The 15,448-nt window shown below is 67.2% G+C and carries 14 protein-coding genes and 2 pseudogenes; 7 read left to right on the top strand and 9 right to left on the bottom strand.

What is annotated here, in order from left to right; all coding sequences use genetic code 11:
* Window positions 1–98: 98 nt before the first annotated feature.
* The 3 genes and pseudogenes from J7E91_RS21670 to J7E91_RS21660 form a co-directional block, all read right to left on the bottom strand.
* Complete coding sequence (locus J7E91_RS21670) at window positions 99–542, bottom strand: PIN domain-containing protein (RefSeq protein WP_214907343.1); 444 nt, start codon at window positions 540–542, stop codon at window positions 99–101.
* On the bottom strand, window positions 539–799 hold the full coding sequence (locus tag J7E91_RS21665; RefSeq protein WP_214907341.1) for a CopG family transcriptional regulator: 261 nt from the start codon (window positions 797–799) through the stop codon (window positions 539–541). The genes J7E91_RS21670 and J7E91_RS21665 overlap by 4 nt, the downstream gene beginning before the upstream one ends.
* A 346-nt stretch (window positions 800–1,145) precedes the next feature.
* Window positions 1,146–1,841, bottom strand: a pseudogene (locus J7E91_RS21660) (tyrosine-type recombinase/integrase); the annotation flags it as partial.
* A 255-nt stretch (window positions 1,842–2,096) separates the two neighbouring features.
* Between J7E91_RS21660 and istA the strand changes: the two are divergent.
* Both istA and istB read left to right on the top strand, forming a co-directional pair.
* The gene (gene istA / locus J7E91_RS21655) at window positions 2,097–3,662 is read left to right on the top strand and encodes an IS21 family transposase (RefSeq protein WP_214907392.1); all 1,566 of its coding nucleotides are present in this window, start codon (window positions 2,097–2,099) and stop codon (window positions 3,660–3,662) included.
* Window positions 3,659–4,504: an IS21-like element helper ATPase IstB gene (gene istB / locus J7E91_RS21650; RefSeq protein ID WP_214907339.1), complete on the top strand. Its 846-nt coding sequence runs from the start codon at window positions 3,659–3,661 to the stop codon at window positions 4,502–4,504. The genes istA and istB overlap by 4 nt, the downstream gene beginning before the upstream one ends.
* Window positions 4,505–4,606: 102 nt before the next feature.
* Here istB and J7E91_RS21645 read toward each other — a convergent pair.
* Window positions 4,607–5,329: pseudogene (locus J7E91_RS21645) on the bottom strand (GntR family transcriptional regulator); the annotation flags it as partial.
* Window positions 5,330–5,359: 30 nt separating this feature from the next.
* On the opposite strand from J7E91_RS21645, the gene J7E91_RS21640 reads away from it, so the two are divergent.
* From J7E91_RS21640 to J7E91_RS21630, 3 genes are all read left to right on the top strand, one after another.
* A complete protein-coding gene (locus tag J7E91_RS21640) occupies window positions 5,360–5,815 on the top strand; it encodes an NUDIX hydrolase (protein ID WP_214907337.1) in 456 nt (151 codons plus the stop codon).
* 59 nt (window positions 5,816–5,874) lie between these two features.
* A protein-coding gene (locus J7E91_RS21635; protein WP_214907390.1) for an IS5 family transposase occupies window positions 5,875–6,674 on the top strand; the annotation gives its coding sequence in 2 pieces (ribosomal slippage) (window positions 5,875–6,223 and window positions 6,223–6,674; 801 coding nt in all).
* 307 nt (window positions 6,675–6,981) lie between these two features.
* Entirely contained in the window at window positions 6,982–7,188 is a 207-nt protein-coding gene (locus tag J7E91_RS21630; protein WP_214907335.1) for a hypothetical protein, read from the top strand.
* A 43-nt stretch (window positions 7,189–7,231) separates the two neighbouring features.
* Here the strand turns inward: J7E91_RS21630 and J7E91_RS21625 are convergent, their stop codons facing one another.
* Entirely contained in the window at window positions 7,232–7,672 is a 441-nt protein-coding gene (locus tag J7E91_RS21625) for a hypothetical protein (RefSeq protein WP_214907333.1), read from the bottom strand.
* 345 nt (window positions 7,673–8,017) lie between these two features.
* On the opposite strand from J7E91_RS21625, the gene J7E91_RS21620 reads away from it, so the two are divergent.
* A complete protein-coding gene (locus J7E91_RS21620; protein ID WP_214907331.1) occupies window positions 8,018–8,302 on the top strand; it encodes a hypothetical protein in 285 nt (94 codons plus the stop codon).
* 704 nt (window positions 8,303–9,006) lie between these two features.
* Here the strand turns inward: J7E91_RS21620 and J7E91_RS21615 are convergent.
* Window positions 9,007–10,308 (bottom strand): diaminopimelate decarboxylase, encoded by a 1,302-nt coding sequence (locus tag J7E91_RS21615; RefSeq protein ID WP_214907329.1) that lies wholly within the window; start codon window positions 10,306–10,308, stop codon window positions 9,007–9,009.
* Between the two features lie 215 nt (window positions 10,309–10,523).
* Entirely contained in the window at window positions 10,524–12,173 is a 1,650-nt protein-coding gene (locus tag J7E91_RS21610; protein ID WP_214907327.1) for a CdaR family transcriptional regulator, read from the bottom strand.
* A gap of 749 nt (window positions 12,174–12,922) precedes the next feature.
* On the opposite strand from J7E91_RS21610, the gene J7E91_RS21605 reads away from it, so the two are divergent.
* Window positions 12,923–13,618, top strand: a complete 696-nt coding sequence (locus tag J7E91_RS21605; RefSeq protein ID WP_251016055.1) for a CPBP family intramembrane glutamic endopeptidase — start codon at window positions 12,923–12,925, stop codon at window positions 13,616–13,618.
* A gap of 39 nt (window positions 13,619–13,657) precedes the next feature.
* On the opposite strand, the gene J7E91_RS21600 is transcribed toward J7E91_RS21605, so the two are convergent.
* Complete coding sequence (locus J7E91_RS21600; RefSeq protein WP_214907325.1) at window positions 13,658–14,317, bottom strand: hypothetical protein; 660 nt, start codon at window positions 14,315–14,317, stop codon at window positions 13,658–13,660.
* 36 nt (window positions 14,318–14,353) lie between these two features.
* A complete protein-coding gene (locus tag J7E91_RS21595) occupies window positions 14,354–15,136 on the bottom strand; it encodes a PASTA domain-containing protein (RefSeq protein WP_214907324.1) in 783 nt (260 codons plus the stop codon).
* Window positions 15,137–15,448: the final 312 nt, after the last annotated feature.

Genomic DNA, 15,448 nt, shown 5'->3' with positions numbered 1-15,448 from the left:
GTTGTTGTCCGGAGCGGCTCAGGCGTAGCGCACCCTCTGGAGCCTCTCCAGCGGGCTTCAGCCCCACAGGAAGCATCAGTTGGCACCCCCCGGACCCGTCAGAGGGGCAAGTCGTCGGGCAGGACTCGGAACGCTTTGTGGCGGCCGAGAGGGCGGACGGCACGAAAGTCGCGTCGGTCCAGGGTGAGAATCGCATCGGTGTCGTAGTCGGCCGCCAGGGCCACATTCACCGCGTCAGCCAGAGCGAGATCGAGTCCCAGGTAGCGGGCACGGACAGATTGGGCAACGCCCAGGCGTTCCTCAGTGATCTCGGGTACGGAGACCCGGCCGCGGCGCATCCAGCCCCGGATGTCATCGATCGCACTCATCGCGGCCTCACGGCCGAGCTCTCGGGTAGCCACGTGATCGAGTTCGGCCAACAGCAGCGGAGACATGACGAGCAGCCCGGCGGCCATGATCGCTTCCTGGGCCGCCTCGCACTCTGGGTGCGTTGAATCAAGGGCGGCCAGCAGGCCGGACGTATCGGCGATGACGATGATCACGCGGCGGTTCCGGGATCCGTCTCGCGCTGGACGGCATCGGCGACGGCGTCACGCACTTCGTCTTTACGAAGGGTGCACCCCGGGCCGGGGAAGGTACGGGAGAACAGTGGCTCGTCCCACACTCGGTTGGCCATCGCGGCGAGATGGATGCCTTGCCTGATGATCTCAGCCTCGCTTATGCCGCGGCGCTTGGCCGCTTCCTTGATGATCGCGAGGTCCTCCGGGTCGGCGTAGACGTTAGTGCGCTTCATCGACATGTACCAACCATAGTCCATGTACCAGAATGATGTACGTATGCGCGCTAACCAAGAAACGTCACACGCTTGCAGCGTCTCGATGACCACAGATCCCGCACCAAAGCCGCGCCCCCTGCTTCCCGTGGCCCGAGCGAAGTCGCACCGCGCGGGCACTCCCCTGAGAGCCCCGTGCCACTACGCGCCATTCGAAGGAGTAAGCAGCGGTCACTACGGGCACCTTCTGCCGCCGACCAACAGCACATCCGCACAGGGTTCTCGCTCAGGGCGCGAGTTCGATTCTCGTCACCCGCTCCAAAGAAAAAGGCCCAGGCCAAGAGCCCAGGGCTTCTTTGTTGTCTGGACCTGTTCAAGCGTCGCGCACCAGATCCGCACCAGAAGGCCCCTGATCAGCCTTCTTGCGGGCGGCCCGCACGAGGTCATCCAGCCCGCTCGCCACTTCCTGCTGCCGCTCAAGATCCGAATGCTGATAGATCAGCGCGGCCTTCTCCGACGACTGCCCGGCCCGCACCATCGTGTCCTTGAGCGTGGCCCCTGACCGGGTGGCCAGGGTGTGACCGGTGTGACGAAGATCGTAGAAGCGCAAGCCGTCCGGCATGCCGACGAGCACGCGGGCCCGGTGCCACTTCCGCCCGAAGGTGGAACGCTGGAACGGCTTGCCCCTCTCCCCCACGAACAGCCGTCCGCCAGGTCCCTTCTCGGCGTACCAGTCGAGATGCCGTCGAAGGTCGGCCCGCAGAAAAGCCGGCAGGACCACGACACGCTTGCCTGCTTCGGACTTGGTCGGCCCCTCCGCCCGCTTCCCGGTGTTCAGCTCGGGGGCTGCCTGACGGATGCGGATAGTCATGGCGTCCAGGTCGACATCCTTGCGGCGTAGCTCGGCCTGTTCCTCCGGTCGCATCGGTCCGTACGCGCCGAGGTACACCATCAGCCGCCAGCGGGGTCCGGTCGCGTTGGCGAGCTCGTCGACCTGGTCGACGGTGGCGATCTGCCGTTCGGCGGACGACTCCTTGCCCGCGCCCTTGATGCGGCAGGGATTGCCGCGGGGCTGTGATGAGTTGAGCGAGCGTCAGTCGGTAGCCGGGATCCGGTAGCTGAAAACGAACTGGTTGAGAGCGGACAGCGCAAGATCCTTGTAGGCGGACAGGACAGCTCCCCTCCTGCGGACAGCTGATCTCCCTCTCCGTGGACCCATTCGTGTCGGTTCCGAACAGACGATCCCCCCGGGGGTTGGCTCATTGCTGCCGGGCATTGCAGCCAACCCTCCGGAGGGACCGTGAAGAAGTCTGACAGGGAGATCATGGAAATCTTCGAAGCCCTGGACGCCACCGAATGTGCGCATTCGGCGGCTGCGCTGGCAGGTGTCGATCCCAAGACCGTGCGCCGGTACGCACGGATGAGGGACACCGGTCGACCGGTCACGGGACCGGTGAAACGGCCCAAGATGATCGACCCCTTCATGCCGAAGATCGAGGAATGGGTCGAACGCTCGGAGGGCAAGGTGCGCGCGGACACCCTCCACGACCGTTTGCAGCTGCTGGGGTTCACTGGCGACGAGCGCACGACCCGCCGGGCGGTGGCCAAGGCGAAGGAAGCCTGGCGGGCCGGCAAGCGACGCACGTATCGGCCGTGGATCACCGAGCCCGGTCTGTGGCTCCAATTCGACTGGGGTTGGGGGCCGAAGGTCCCCGGTCCCGGCGGCGGTGAGCCGCGCGAGACGCTGCTGTTCTGCGCCTGGCTGGCCTGGTCGAGGTTCCGGGTGGTGATCCCGACCTGGGACCGGACCCTGCCCACTTTGGTGTCGTGCATCGACTCGACGCTGCGGGCGATCGGCGGGGCGCCGACCTATGCGCTGACCGGCAACGAGAAGACCGTGACGATGGACCGGGTCGCCGGCGTCGCGGTCCGGCATCCCGAAATCGTCGCGACGGGACGGCATTACGGGATGCAGGTTCACACCTGCGTCCCCTTCGATCCCGAATCCAAAGGCGGATCGGAGGCAACGGTCCGCATCGCGAAGGCGGATCTGGTGCCCACGACGGCGAATCTGCGCAAGGAGTACGACAGCTTCGCTGAACTCCGCGGGGAGTGCGCGATCTTCTGCCAGACGGTCAACAACCGGATCCACCGCGAGACGACCAAGACGCCGTCGTCGATGCTGGACATCGAGCGAACCCGTCTGCACCCACTGCCCGTCGAACCTCACACGCTCGCGCTGGGCGAGTCGCGGCAGGTGCTGCGGGACCAGACCGTCCGCTTCGGGTCGGTGCGGTATTCCACCCCGCCCGGTCTGGTCGGGCAGGAAGCCTGGGTCCGCGTCGACGGCGAGGAGCTGGTCGTCGTGGTCGACCTCGCCCGGCTGGTCCGCCGGCCCGACTGGATGCAGGGGCCGGCCGGCCTGGCGGAGGTCGCGCGGCACCAGATCGCCCTGCCCGGACGTCCGGTGATCGATCCGGCGCACTATCCCAACCACCCGCAGGAGATGGACGGTTCCCCCAGGCCGCCGCGGCCGAAGCCCGCCGATGACGCCGAGGCCGCGTTCCTCGCGCTCGGTCCCGGGGCGAAGTCGTGGCTGATCGAGGCCGCCGCCGCGGGAACGACGCGGATGCGGGTGAAGATGGCCGCCGCCGTCGAGCTGGCCGCCCTGGTCGGCATCGCCGAGGTCGACATCTCCCTCGGACTGGCCGCGACCGCCGGCCGGTTCGCCGAGGACGACCTGCTGTCCATCGTCCAGCACCGCAAGTCCGGCGTCCGTCCCGCCGACCTCGTCGTCGCTGACGAGGCCCATTCCGTTCAGCCCGGCACTTCCGCCTGGGCTGACTTCGGCCGCAACGGCGGCCCCGCTGAAAGGAATCTGCAGCCATGACCGGCATCGCGTTGCTGGACCCGAAGACCGAACCGACCGCTGAGGCGCCGGCCCCGCCGTCACCGGTTCCCTCCCCACCGGCCCCGCCGCCGATCCCCGCCGAGCTGGAGTCCGTGCTGAAGCGGATGCGTTTCCCCTATCTCCGCAAGGCGGCCCCGGACGTGCTGGCGACCGCCAGGTCGCAACGGTGGGACCCGGCGGAGGTGTTGCGCATTTTGCTGGAGGAGGAGATCAAGGGGCGGGAGGCCGCGACGAGACGGCAGCACCGCAAGTCGGCCAACCTGCCCACCGGCAAGACGTTCGACTCCTGGCGGGAGGAGGACTCCTCCATCCCCACCCCCACCCAACAGGCGTTGATGACACTGGAGTGGATCGACCGAGCGGAGAACCTCGCCATCGCCGGCCCGTCGGGCACCGGCAAGAGCCACTTCGCCGAGGCCCTGGCGCACAAGGCCATCGACCGGGGCAAGCAGGTCGCCTGGTTCAGCCTCGAATCGCTCACCGCCCACGTCGGCCGGGCGACCGTCGACAACTCCGTCGCGAAGGCGATCGCAAAGATCACCCGATGCCACCTGATCATCCTGGACGACATCGGGATGCTGCCGTCCGGGCAGGCCGCCGCCGAGGCGTTCTACCGGGTGATCGATGCGGCCTATGAACGGCGCTCGGTGATCGTGACGTCGAACCTTCATCCGTCGGGATTCGACTCGATCATGCCCAAGACGCTCGCCACGGCCGCCGTCGACCGGCTCCTGCACCACGCGCACATCGTCCTGACCGAGGGCAGCAGCCTCCGGCTCACCCAGGCAACCACGGGCAAGGGCGTCAAGCCACTGCACTGAGCCAGTCGAGGGATGAAAAGTCATATCGCGCAGGGAGATGAACTGTCCGCCAGCAAGGAAGTCAAATGTCCGCTCACCCGGATGTCCGCGTGTCCGTGGACACTGGTCAGCGGCCATGAGCGTGTCGCAGACCTCCACCACACGCCCTTCCTCGGTCACAGCGTTCCGGACGAGGTGCACGACCGGGGCACCAGGGTTCAGAGCCAGCTCCGAAGCCTCCGCCTTGGTGGCGAGACGCGCTTGCAGGGTCTCGACGAACTCTGCGAACTCGTGCCCGTGATCCTCCAGGCGGGCATAGATGCCGCCGGGGCCGGGGTTCTCGGCGAACAGCTCGGGGATGTCCTTCACCACGTCCCACGGCACGTACGAGGTAGCTGTCTCGACGGGGTCCCGTTGCGGAAGGAGAGGCGCCGACGCGCGAGCACCTGAGTGCCGGCCTCGATGCCGAGCCGTTCGGCGATCTCCTCGGGCGCATCCAGGGCGCCGCTGTACAGGAGGTTCACCTTCGCCGTTGCGCCCGACGGCTCAGACTCAGCCAGGTACGCGGCCTTGCCGCCACGCTTGTGCGAATTGCGGAACCGGTCCGACGACCGCTGCCGTACGGGCGGCCGGTCCTTCACGGGTATCTACGAGCCCACTGGCCCGGACCTCCACCATGGCCTTGCGGATCGTCCCGCCGGATACGCCGTAGCGCTCGACCAGCTCAGACTCACTCGGCACCATCTCTCCGGGCTTGAGGAGTCCCGCCCTGATCTGCTGCACAATCTCGTCGGCGATCTGCACGTACCGAGGTACGACCCTGCCACCTCCTACCGCAGTTCCCATAGTCCTTCTCTTCCTCCTACGCTCCTGTACATGAGTAACGGGTCCCGGCAAAGAACGTCAACGCCGCTGCACTCCGTGTCTGTCGCGGGAGCGGTGCTGCGCGAGGACGGCCGACTACTGGCGATCCGCCGCGCGAACAACGGGACATGGGAACTGCCGGGCGGAGTCCTAGAGCTCTCCGAGGCACCAGAAGAGGGCGTCAGGCGCGAGGTGCTGGAGGAGACCGGCATCCACGTCGAGGTGGACGAACTGTCCGGCGTCTACAAGAACACGACCCGGGGCATCGTCGCCCTGGTCTTCCGCTGCAAGCCCTCCGGGGGCACCGAGCGCACCTCCGACGAGTCGACCGCGGTTGCCTGGCTCACGCCCGAGGAAGTAACCGAGCGGATGTCCGAGGTCTACGCGGTCCGGCTCCTGGACGCCCTGGACGAGGAAGGCCCGCACGTCCGAAGCCACGACGGCAAGCGCCTGACCCCAGCGCGGTAGAACTTTCCCTACTTAGACGTCATCTCATTTGGATCAGTAGCCTGTCGGTCGTGGTTTCGATCGTGGAGCGGCTGGTGCCGGATGAGTTGTGGGAGCTGTTTCAGCGGGTGGTCCCGGAGGCTCCGTCGCGGCCTCAGGGCGGCGGCCGGCGCCGGCATGGCGACCGGGAGGTGCTGGCCGCGATCGTGTTCGTGGCGACGTCGGGCTGCACGTGGCAGCAGCTGCCGTCCGCGTCGTTCGGGCCGTCGGGAGCAACGGCCCACCGGCGCTTCGCCGAATGGACGAAGGCCCGGGTGTGGGCCAAGCTGCACCGCCTGGTCCTTGACGAGCTCGGCTCCCGTGGCGAGTTGGACTGGTCCCGCTGCGCGATCGACTCGGTGAACATGCGGGCCCTGAAAAGGGGGAGCTGACAGGTCCGAATCCTGTCGACCGGGGCAAGTACGGCTCGAAGATCCACCTGATCACCGAGCGGACCGGTCTGCCCCTGTCTGTCGGAATCTCGGGTGCGAACCTGCACGACAGCCAGGCCCTGATCCCACTGGTGAAGGGGATACCGCCTATCCGCTCCAGGCGCGGACGCCGTCGACGCAGACCTGGAAAGCTCCACGCCGACAAGGGGTACGACTACGACCACCTGCGGCTATGGTTACGCGGGCGCGGCATCAGGCACCGCATCGCCCGCAAGGGCATCGAGTCCTCCACTCGCCTGGGCCGTCACCGATGGACCATCGAACGCACGATGTCCTGGCTCGCCGGATGCCGCCGTCTGCACCGGCGCTACGAGCGCAAAGCCGAGCACTTCCTGGCCTTCACCAGCATCGCCTGCACCCTCATCTGCTACCGCCGACTCACCAAATGAGATGACGTCTTAATCAAGGCCCGCGCACGGCGGGGGCGCTCAGACCCCGGGATGGATAGGGCGCCGTTCGCGAGTGCCGGCGGATTCGTGGTGAGCGTTGTTGGCTCCCATCCCGTCCGCCTTCGACCCAGGCAGAGCCGAGCAGTCGCGGCCCAGGGCGTCAAGGTCGTGCGTACAGTGGCGCGCTCCACCTTGACGCCCTGAACCACGCCCGCTCCACGGTGTGTGGGCCGAAGGCGGACGGGATGGGAGCTGGGGCGAGTGGTGGGTTGGGATGGGTGGTGAAGGCCCTCTGTAGCGTGACCGCATGGATGAACCCAGGATCAAGGTGTACGGCTCAGCCACCGAAATCACCGTCGCGGCGAACGCCGCCGGGCTGCGGGGCCTGGCCGAGCGACTCGTCAGTCTTGCCGATCCTGAACTCCGGGGCGGCTACCACGAGCATCTCGAGAGCGGCATCAACCTCGAAGACGGATCGATCAGCCTGATCCTGGAACGCGATGACACGCTGTAGGACTCACTTAGCCGTCGCTGACGGACCTGGCTAGCGCTACGGATTATATGCCTAGCGGGTAGCGCACGTTAGCGGGAGTTAAGATTCCTCTCGGCTTTGTCAACAAGTTCTCTAAGTAAGGCCACGCCGGCAGGTCGGCTGGCCTCTCAGCGTCTCGATGGGCAAGGAAAGGGGCCGCCTTGTGTTTGAGCTTAGCCAAAGAAGGTGACCAAAGGTCAAGGAAGTCCCCTTCGTTGATGTATCCCTTGGCGCAATAGAAGCCAGCGACATCGAGGGTGGCCAATGCCCTATTGGCGCTGCCATATTCTTCTCGGCTGAGTTCGGTTACCTCTCTGTCGAGGTTGAAAAGAATATGTCTTCCAGCCTGCAATTCGGGGGAGATGAGTGTCTCGTGCAGCTTGAGGGTGAGGTCTCTCTTATCTAGCCTCTTTCGATCAACAAGCGAGAAGATGCTGATTCCGAACGCAAGGATGGAAATGGCCATTCCCACAAATTGCATTACGAACCTCCGTTGGTTCAGGCGCACCGGCGGGTTCATGCGTGCATGTGTGTGGGCTTGTCCGGTCCAGTTTAGGGTGGAGGATCCGGAGCCAGGGAGTGTCTCGCTCGTCTGCCTCCGGCGGTAGACGAGCCGGGCGGAGGAATGACATCTACGTCTGACATCAACGGCGGTGGATCACGGCAGCCGTGCACGTCTCCTCGCCGCACGGGCAGCCATGGGAGCGCCAGCAACAGAAGACGTCCGGGCGAATTCCTAAAGCGAGTGTCGCATCGGGGCAGGAGCCCAGGCGCACGTTGCTGTCGGCCGCCCAACAACTACCGTGTCCGCGTGGATGAAGAACCTGTGGTCATCAAGCTCACGCGCGATCAAGCGTTCGTCCTGTCTGACTGGCTCTACGAGGCCGTGTTCCAGTCCGACGACCTGAGCGCCATCGTGAAGGACCGCTCGGTCTGGTCTGCGATCTACGCTATCTCCGGGACGCTCGACAAGACGCTCAGCGAGATCTTCATGCCCGACTACAGCGAACGCCTGGCCGCGGCGAAGCAGCGTCTTCACGAGGCCATGGGTGGTGAGGAAGAGGAAGCGCCGGCCCAAGCCGTCTCGGAGGACTGAAACGGCCCACCGAGGTTGCACCACAACGCACCAGATCGGCACCAGAACAGCCGGTCAACAGCGGTCACTGGAGGCTAGACCGAGGCGGTTAAGTAGAGCCACGGTGGCATGGTTGCCGCAGGCCAGCCCCCCGCACACCCTCAAACGATCAGTGATTCCCAAGCTCAGAGCGCGAGTTCGATTCTCGTCACCCGCTCCACGCGAAAGCCCCGGGCCAGAGGCCCGGGGCTTCTTGGTTGTCGGGTGGCTCCCGTTCAGGCCACAGCCTCGGGGGTCGCTGAGGAGGCCGGGGACCATCGAGGTCGGGCGCGCGCCGTCGTCAACGGGACTGCGCCAACACCACCAGCAGACCCACTACAGCCGTACCCGCCCCGTAGCATGCACCCCGAAGGAACTGGTCGGCCGCGATTCGCCGGCGCCGTGAGATCCACCGCGCGTAACCACGCGCCGTCCGGCCGCAGCGCCCCCCGGCGGCGGACAGCCGTCGTCCGATGGCCCCCCATCGGCCCGGGGATGTCGTTTTCTCCATGGGGCACCCTGTCTGGGCGCGCCGTACTTTCATGGCGGTTGCACCTGCCTTCCTTCGCGTTGTGGTTCTCTCCGGACAGCCAGGCACTCTCGCTCGGGCCGCCCTGGCCCAAGTGACTGCGGTCGGCGTTCCGGTGGGGTCACGCCGGGGTTTGGACGGACCGGGAGAGCGAGGGTCACGTCCCGGCAAGGGCCGAGGCCGGGTGCACAGCCTGCGCGGGGCGGAGCAGTTGGAAGGTGACCCGGCCGCCGGCGTTGACGCGGGCGCCGTGAACGGCGGGTTCGGGCAGGCTGTTGTAGTGGAAGGGGGTGGAGAAGTAGTAGGCACCGGTGTCCGGGACGACGACGATGTCACCCGCGTCGAGAAGGGGCAGCGTACGGTTGCGTGCCAGCAGGTCACCGGCGAAGCAGCACGGGCCCGCGATGTCCTGCGGCACGGGCCGGCTCTGCTTGGCTCGGCCGCGGGGGTCGTGAGCTTCGATCCGCAGCGGCCATGTGTCGGGAGCGAACACGGTCCGCGTGGCGACCTGTGCGCCGGCGTGGGTGATCGCGATGGGACGGCCGCCGACGGTCTTGGTGTACTCGACGTACGCGGCGGTGAATCCGTTCTTGGCCAGGACGGAACGCCCGAACTCCGTGATGATCTCGTACGCGCCGGAGAACAGGACCGGCGTCTGCTCGCGCAGACGGTCCACGTAGGTGCCGAAGCCGGGGGTCGTCTCGTCGCTGTCGAAATTGACCGGCAGCCCTCCCCCGATGTCGATGCCGGTCACCTGTCGACGGCCAAGGCGGTCGTTGACCTCCTCCGCGAACTCCACGGCCTTCGCGATGCCCCGGGCGATCAGGTCCAGGGGACAGCCCTGCGAGCCGACGTGCGTGTGAACCCAGGTGAGCCAGGGACGGTCCCGGTACGCCTGGAGCAGCCGCTGCCGGTTTCCTTCGTCCTCCAGGGGAATGCCGAACTTGGACGTCGAGGTGGCCGTGCTCATCGCGGTGATCGAGCCGGCTCCCACTTGCGGGTTGATGCGCACGCCGATCCGCGAGTCGGAGCGGTGGGTCGCCAGTATCTCGTCCAGCCTCGAAAGCTCCTGGAAGCTGTCCGCGTTCACCGCGATCCCAAGGGTCAGTGCCTGGACCAGTTCCGCCCGGGTCTTGGCCGGGGAGTCGAACACGATCTGTGCGGGCTCGAAGCCCGCGTCCAGCGCCTGGGCGAGCTCGCCGGCACTGGCGACCTCGCAGCCCATGCCGCTCACGCGCAGTTCTTCGAGTACGGGAACCAGACAGTTCGCCTTGGCCGCGAACGCGTGCAGGACGCGGGGCGAGTCGGGAAACGCGTTCCGCAGGGACCTGACGGTCTCGTTGACGCCGTCGAGGTCGATGAACCCCGCCAGCACGGCCGCCTCGGGGTCCAGGAGTCCTTGCTGTACGGCTGCCCGCAGAATCCACTCACGCCGGTCGGCCTTGCCGGAACCACTCATCGTGCACCTTCCCTGAGCCGAGGGTCTCTACCCGCCCACGGCTGCTGCCGGGCGGACCACCAGACTCCCGTCGGAACAGTGCGGGCGTCTTCGTCGAGAGCCCCGGTATTCCACTGCGCGGCTCTCACCGGCGAGCGAACCCGCGGGCGTCACACCGCCACCGTTGTGCCCGGGCACGAAGATGCCGCCCTCTCTTCGTAGCGGCGCCCGAGTGCTCACGCCTCCCGGCCGCCGCGGTCGAGCAGGTGCAGTTGCAGTTGGGCCAGCAGCCGGGCATCTGGACTGCGCAGGTCGAGCCCGGACACCTCGGTAAGTCGGCCGATCCGGTGCCGCAAGCTGTTCGCGTGCACACCCAGCGCCCGGGCGGTGGCCGGCACGTGACCGAAGTGGTCGAGGTAGGCCCGGAGGGTCTGGACCATGGTGCCCCCGCCGGGCCCGGCATCGAACGCCACCAGGCGTGCCACCGGAGTCTCCGGTGCCAGGGCCAGCCCTGTCAGCGCGTCCATGATCTGGTTCAGGGCCACCGTCTCGGCGACCTCACTCGCAAACGCGACGACGCGGTCCTGCCCCCTCGCCAGCAGAGCTCTCAGCGCCAGATCGGCCGACCGGCGGGACTCGGGCAGATCCGCCAAACCCTCGACCACCATGCCCAAGCCGATTTTCGCTCCCGGCCCGAACGCGGCGGTCACCTGCAGGACCAGTGACTTCCCCAGACGTGAGACTTGCTCGACGGCCCGCTGCCTGTCCTGGTGCAGTGCGCCCAGCAGTACCAAGGCCCCCTGGTCAACCGGCAGCACCACCGACTTGTGGTCGTACGCGCCGCAATGCACCGCCAGGAGGCCGCGCAGCTGTCCGGTTCCGTCACCATCCCGGGAGGCTCCAGGTCGTACCGCCAGAACCGCGCAGTGTCCATGCGCCGGGAGCCCAGCGCGTTCGGCCAGCATGTCGGCGGAGCCCCGCCCGTCGAGCAGCGCACGCGCCGCGTCGTCGACGAGCCGGGCGTGCGAGCGGTACGACCGGTGGTGCACCAGATGGGCAGCTGCCACCCGCGCCGCCGACCGCAGCGCGTCGGGCGCGTGCGGCGCGAGGGGCGTGCCCGCGGCCGCCACCCAGATTGACCCCAGGACCTCCCCGCCTGCCCGGACGGCCACCACCAGGCGTTCGGGGTTCTCTCCGTGTGCCGGCCGGTGGATGACGTCGCCCGTACCCCACAAGGCCCGGAAGAATCCCGCCTCCTGCATCGCGGAGACTCGCCACTCCGGTACCCGACGGCCAAGAATGGTCAGCCGGCGCAACTCGTCGACGTCCTCCTTCGTGGACGAGTACGCCAGGACCCGGGACTCCACGTCCTCAATCGTCACCGCGCCACCGACCAGCACCGACACCGCGTCAGCCAGTCCGTTCAGGTCGCCCAACGTCACGGCCGCCACAGCTGGATCGGCAGCGACTCCCGACAGGACCAGTCCCGCCCGCAGCGCTCCGACCAACTCCGTCCAGCCGAACCATGCCGTCCGGAAGAGCAGCGCGGTACCGGCGTCCTCGGCAGCCGCCCGCAACGCGTCAGGAGACCGACCCGACCTGCCCTGCCCGAAGACCACCGCAACCGTTCCCGATGCGGCGGCATCGCGTACGACGTCGACGGCGGCGGCCGACTGCGGGTCGACACCCACCGCCAGCAACACGTGGCCCGGCGACAGCCCCGGCTCCAGCGAGTCCAGCACCGTCACTCCCTCAACCACGACTCCCTGGCCACGTGGAGCCACGCATAGCTCCAGTGCACCGGCCCCCATGACCGACAGCAGTTTCTCCAGCGTCGGCCCCGATGCGGCGGCGTCCCCCTGCTCGGGTAATCCGTTCAGCGCCATGCAGTCCCCCTCACGTCAGCGTGACATGTGACGGTGAGTGTAGGAGCTGTCACGAGAACGGCGCGAGACGCGTGCACGGGGGTTCGACCAGCCACCCCTCGGCCGAGGCCATCGGCCAGGTGGAGTGATGGGCAGTTCCTCCAACTCGCTTCGCGCTGCATGCGGTCGGAGGCAAGTGCGTATGGCCTCGCTGAGGTGCCCACATGCTTGCACCCGTAACAGCCCTGTGAGCCCTCTCCATCCGGCGAGGCGTTCTGGCCGCCCTTGGCGTCAAGGGGGACGCACTGACACCACTTCGCCGTCCTCGTGCACCATCCGTGCCCTTCAGCGCGGTAAACACCAGTCAAGAGGAGTAAACGGAGGCGTCTACGGCGCGACGATCACACTGACGTCTGCACAGGTCAGAGTGCGTTCAGGCGCCGCAGGCGTCGTTGATTCCCAAGCTCAGAGCGCGAGTTCGATTCTCGTCACCCGCTCCATACGAAAGCCCCAGGTCAGAGACCCGGGGCTTTGCTGTTGTCTGGGCCGAATCAGGCCCTCCGCCGCTCCCTGCCGAAGCTGGACCGGCGGTACGGCGTCCCTTTCCCCCACGGCAAGCAGCCCGTCCGGGCCCTCCTTCGCGTACCGGTCGAGGTGTCGCCGGAGATCCACCCGGCGGTCATCAGTGCAGCGACCGAAATGAGGCGGCGCTCCGTGGAACGGCGCGTTGCGGGTCGCTCGTCGCGAACGTCGGCGATCCTTGTGCGGCCATGTGGATGCTGCTCTGGGCCGTCGTGGTGCTCGCGGCCGCGAACGCGCTCAACAACCTGCTCGCGCCCGGCTGGTACGTGCTGGTCTGTGTAGTCGCGTCCGGGCTGCTTGTGTTGATCGCCCGCCGGTCCGGCCTCACTTGGGACGATCTGGGGCTCGGCAGGGCCGCGGCGCGCCGCGGTCTGTGCTGGGGCCTGGTCCTGGCCGGAGCCGTTCTCGTGGTCTACCTTGTGGGCTTGGCCCTGCCGTTCACCCGGGAGGCATTCCAGGACGAGCGGGCCGCGGGCCTGCCTCCCGGAGAACTGGTGTACCGCGTGCTGGTCCGCGTACCGCTCGGTACGGTGCTGCTTGAGGAGATCGCGTTTCGCGGCGTGTTGTGGGCCATGGTTTGGCGACGGTGGGGGCCTGTATGGGCCACCGTCGTTTCCTCGGTGCTCTTCGGGCTCTGGCACGTACAGCCGTCACGCGGGCTCACGCGCGCGAACGCGGCGGCCCAAGCGGTCTTCGGAACCGGCCAGGTCGGCGTCGCCCTGTCCGTGACAGCGGCGGTCGCCGGTACCGCCCTCGCCGGTGTGCTCTTCTGCGAGCTCCGCCGCCGCTCCGGCAGCCTCATCCCGCCCGTGGCGCTGCACTGCGCTCTCAACAGTGCGGGCTACGCGCTCGCCTGGGCGGCGAGTCGCTGGTGGGCCGAGTAATCGAGGGTTTCTACCGTCGCCTCGACAGCGCGGCCGAGATCACTGCTCGGTCAGGAAGGCTCGCAGGCAGGCGATCAGGTCGGCGGACGGAACCTCGACCCAGGTGGCCCCGGGCTCACCGACGCGCACGACCTCATAACGCTCCCCCTCCAGCTCCGCCACCAGGACCTGCCGGCTTACTCCGTCCAGCCGGTCCACCTGGAGGCGGACGGCACCGTGCGAGACCGTGGGGAAGAAACACCGGAGCGTCTCATCCGCATGGAAGCGACGCAGAAGGTTCCATTGTCTCCTGTAGAAGTCGGTCGACAGGAGGTCGGACCACTGCGAAGAGGTGGGCTCTCCGCTTTCGAGCGCCCTGGTGAACTCATCGAGCTCCAGGAACTGGAATCCCCCCTCCAACTCGTCGAACGACATACCTTGCCGCCATGCGGCGACCGCCTCCACGAGCAATCCGAGATCGTCCGTCGAGCCGATCGCCCAGTCGTAGCCCGGAATACGGATACCCATCCGGAACAGACGCTCCTCGACCGCGGGATCGACCGACACGTAACCTCTGGCCGTCTCGATCGCGACGCCGTCGGGTGTCGGGGACACTGGTCCGATGTCGCATCCACGCAGCCTCGCAGCCTCTTTCATGGCTGCTACGAGGCCACCCGGAGCGGCCACGTCCGGGTACAGGCCTGCCCGATGGGTGTCCATTTTCCGCTCCTCAGCAGTGGCAGTAACCGTGGGGCGCTACGGGCAGTTCTCTTCGAACTTCACCGCGGTGATCTCGACCGGCTGGCCGTTCAGCTTCGTTCCCGGGCCGGGCGTCTGAGTGCATACCTTCCAGTTGCTCTCCATCAGCACCATGCGGCCTTCGGCAGCATCCGTCACAGTGACCGAGGTGCCCGAGTCGAGGGTCCCGCGGGCGGCCTTCACCGACTTCCCGGCGAGGTTCGGCATCTTGCTGCCCGCCGCTTCCAGAGGTTCCTCGTCCTTGGCGGGGCAGTCCTCTTCGAGCTTCACCGCGCCGAAGTCCAACTTGGTTTCCGTGGGGACTTTCTTGCCTGCCTTGATGTTCTGCGAGCAGACCTTCCAGTTCCGGTCAAGGGCTTGCAACCGGTCCCGGCCCAGGCTGTCGTGCGACGACAGGCCGTAGAAGCCCTTGGTCTGGGCGGTGTCCTGCGCGGACTGCAGCCCCATGCCGACGAAGTTCGGTACGGACGCTTCCTCGCCGGTGTCCTCGGCGGTGGGCTTCGCCTTCTCTTTCGGTTCAGCCGGCTTGTCGTCGGGTTTGCCGGCCTGCTTGGGCTGAGCCGTGACCGTGACCGTCACTCTGGGCTCAGGTTTCGCACTGCTGGTGGTTTCCGTACCACTGCTTCCGGCGCTGCCGATGATGACGCCGATGAAGAACAGGCCGACCGCAGAAGGAATGACGACTCGCTTTTGTGCCCAACCGGGCCGTGATCCTGGCGGTTTCGGTGGCTGCACAGGAGGCTGCCCCCACTGCGGCTGCGCTTGGGTGTTCCAACTCATTCGTCCCCCCAGGGTGGTTCGTGGAGGAATGACCGTAACGGCCCGGTCGGGAGCTGGGTGAGGGGGATCCTCCGGAAGTGATGAACCTGTGACGTAAGCGTGAGGAGCAGTTCAATGCTCCCGAGCGGACCGCCGACCCCTTCGGCGGCCAAGCCATCCGTGAAGAGTTCGAGCAGGCACTCAGAGATGGGATGTGCGCGGGACGGAAGCGCGGTGGCGGGGCGGAGTGCGCCCCGGCGGCTCCGGCGGGATCCGTCGGCGCACCCTCGTCGGCGAACCGCTTTGCGCTTTTGGATACGCAGGTCGAAACGT

It is taken from the genome of Streptomyces sp. ISL-99 (assembly GCF_018614005.1).
GTDB classification, from domain to species: Bacteria; Actinomycetota; Actinomycetes; order Streptomycetales; family Streptomycetaceae; genus Streptomyces; species Streptomyces flavidovirens.
This window is presented reverse-complemented; position numbering and strand designations above follow the sequence as displayed.